The organism is Klebsiella sp. MS 92-3, assembly GCF_000195655.1.
Classification (GTDB): domain Bacteria; phylum Pseudomonadota; class Gammaproteobacteria; order Enterobacterales; family Enterobacteriaceae; genus Klebsiella; species Klebsiella pneumoniae.
This window is the reverse complement of the sequence record NZ_GL882773.1, coordinates 19,098-22,049: the sequence shown is the minus strand read 5'-3', so window position 1 is coordinate 22,049 and position 2,952 is coordinate 19,098. Positions and strand designations below refer to the sequence as shown.

Here is a 2,952-nt window from a genome sequence, read left to right as displayed (position 1 = left end):
CGGCGTAGATTACCCTTCCACCAGCGCCTGCGCGCAGGCCCAGGCGCTTGACCACGCCCACTGGAAGTTATACCCCCCGAGCCAGCCGGTAACGTCCATCACTTCGCCGATAAAGTAGAGACCCGGCGCCTTACGCGCCTCCATAGTACGCGACGAGAGTTCGTTGGTGTCCACGCCGCCGAGGGTCACCTCCGCCGTCCGGTAGCCTTCGGTGCCGTTCGGCTGCACGCGCCAGGCGGTTAACGTCTCCACCAGCGTCTGCTGATCGCGAACGTTCAGTTGCTTGAGCGTCACATCAGGTATCTGCCCCAGCTGCTGCAGACACTCCACCAGCCGCTTCGGCAGCTGCATCGCCAGGGTGTTCTTCAGGCTCTGGTTGGGATGCGCGCTGCGCTGCTCGTTAAGGAAGTCATCAAGATCGCAGTCCGGTAGCAGATTAACGGTGACGAACTCGCCGGGCTGCCAGTAGCTGGAAATTTGCAGCACCGCCGGTCCGGAAAGGCCGCGGTGGGTGAACAGCAGATTTTCGCGAAACAGAGTGCCGTTCTCGGCGGTAATGGTCGACGGCACCGACACACCGGAGAGGACCTGCAGCTGCTCAAGCAATGGCTTGTGGAGGGTAAACGGCACCAGCCCCGCGCGGGTCGGCAGCACCTTCAGGCCGAACTGCTCGGCGACTTTATAGCCAAACGGCGAGGCGCCGAGCCCCGGCATCGACAGACCGCCGGAGGCGATCACCAGCTTTTTGGTCACCAGCGTTTCGCCGTTCACCTGTAGCCGGTAGCCTTGTTCATCGCGCTCCACGCTGAGGATTTCGCTGCGCAGACGGATCTGCACGCCGCCCTTTTCACATTCCGCGAGCAGCAGATTGACGATCTGCTCCGCCGAATCATCGCAAAACAGCTGCCCGAGGGTCTTCTCATGCCAGGCGATGCCGTATTTACCGACCAGCTCGATAAAGTCCCACTGGGTGTAGCGCGCCAGGGCAGATTTGCAAAAATGCGGGTTTTGGCTCAAATAGGCCGCCGGTTCAACATACATGTTGGTAAAGTTGCAGCGGCCGCCGCCGGACATCAGAATTTTTCGCCCCGGCTTTTTGCCGTTATCCAGCAGCAGGACGCGGCAGCCAAGCTGGCCCGCCTGCGCTGCGCAAAACATTCCCGCCGCTCCGGCGCCAACGACAATGGCATCAAACCTTTCCACACCGCGTTCCTCGTTCCCCAATTGTCGGGTTTTGTAAATATTTCACTCTGGTCACACCAGCGGGAAAAATCCCGCATTAGATACATCATTGAAAGATATAGGATTACTCCCAACAGGGTAAAACCTAAACAGGAAGAAAATCAAAAAAAGTCTATATTTCACTTTGCCCGCGCCGCTAAAGTCACTGATAATGCGCCGCGTTCATGTCCTCAAAATGGCGTAACGTCCTATGCTACATTTATTTGCCGGTCTGGATTTACATACCGGACTATTATTATTGCTTGCTTTAGCTTTTGTACTGTTTTACGAAGCGATTAACGGTTTCCATGATACCGCAAACGCGGTGGCTACGGTTATCTACACTCGCGCAATGCGCTCACAGCTCGCTGTGGCGATGGCGGCGCTCTTCAACTTCTTCGGCGTTCTGCTGGGCGGTCTCAGCGTAGCCTATGCCATCGTGCATATGCTGCCGACCGATCTGCTGCTTAACATGGGTTCCGCACATGGCCTCGCCATGGTGTTCTCTATGCTGCTGGCGGCGATCATCTGGAACCTCGGCACCTGGTACTTCGGTCTTCCAGCTTCCAGTTCTCATACCCTGATTGGCGCCATCATCGGCATTGGTTTAACCAATGCGCTGATGACCGGTACTTCCGTGGTTGATGCGCTGAATATCCCGAAAGTCATCGGTATTTTTGCTTCGCTTATCATCTCGCCGATCGTCGGTCTGGTGATCGCGGGCGGCCTGATTTTCCTGCTGCGTCGCTACTGGAGCGGAACCAAAAAACGCGCGCGTATCCACCTGACGCCCGCAGAGCGTGAAAAGAAAGACGGTAAGAAAAAGCCGCCGTTCTGGACCCGTATCGCGCTGATCCTGTCTGCTATTGGCGTGTCGTTCTCTCACGGTGCTAACGATGGGCAGAAAGGCATTGGCCTGGTGATGCTGGTGCTGATCGGCGTCGCGCCGGCGGGTTTCGTGGTGAATATGAATGCCTCTGGTTACGAAATCACCCGTACCCGCGATGCGGTCAACAACGTGGAAACCTTCTTCCAGCAGCGTCCTGAACTGCTGAAAAAAGCCACCGGCGTCGATCAGCTGGTGCCTTCTCCGGATACCAATACCGCGGCCAATGGCGAGTTCCACTGCCATCCGGCGAACACCATCAACGCCCTTGACCGCGTCAAAACCATGCTGACCGGCGTTGAGAACTACGAGTCGCTAAAACCGGAACAGCGCGGCCAGCTGCGTCGCATCATGCTCTGCATCTCCGACACCACCGACAAGGTGGCGAAGCTGCCGGATGTGAGCGCTGACGACCAGCGTCTGCTGAAGAAACTGAAAACCGATATGCTGAGCACCATCGAGTACGCGCCAATCTGGATTATCATGGCTGTCGCGCTGGCGCTGGGTATCGGCACCATGATCGGCTGGCGCCGCGTGGCGACCACCATCGGTGAGAAGATTGGTAAGAAAGGCATGACCTACGCTCAGGGGATGTCGGCTCAGATGACCGCAGCGGTTTCTATCGGTCTGGCGAGCTACACCGGGATGCCGGTTTCCACCACCCACGTACTCTCCTCCTCGGTAGCGGGGACGATGCTGGTGGATGGCGGTGGTCTGCAGAAAAAGACGGTGACCAGCATTCTGATGGCCTGGGTGCTGACCCTGCCGGCAGCGATTATCCTTTCAGGCGTCCTTTACTGGCTCTCCCTGAAACTGATTTAAGCGTTATTCGTTCAAAACGGGGC

Annotated in this window: 2 protein-coding genes; one reads left to right on the top strand and one right to left on the bottom strand. The window is 57.4% G+C overall.

Features of this window, described 5'->3' with window-relative positions; translation table 11 throughout:
* Positions 1-9: 9 nt before the first annotated feature.
* Positions 10-1,203 (bottom strand): NAD(P)/FAD-dependent oxidoreductase, encoded by a 1,194-nt coding sequence (locus tag HMPREF9538_RS19310; protein ID WP_004150109.1) that lies wholly within the window; start codon positions 1,201-1,203, stop codon positions 10-12.
* Between the two features lie 229 nt (positions 1,204-1,432).
* Here HMPREF9538_RS19310 and pitA point away from each other — a divergent pair, with 229 nt between their 5' ends.
* Positions 1,433-2,929, top strand: a complete 1,497-nt coding sequence (pitA, locus tag HMPREF9538_RS19315; RefSeq protein WP_002921200.1) for an inorganic phosphate transporter PitA — start codon at positions 1,433-1,435, stop codon at positions 2,927-2,929.
* Positions 2,930-2,952: the final 23 nt, after the last annotated feature.

Coding starts and splice junctions, on each gene's coding strand:
- pitA (WP_002921200.1), top strand. CDS start 1,433: ATGCTACATTTATTTGCCGGTCTGGATTTACATACCGGACTATTATTA.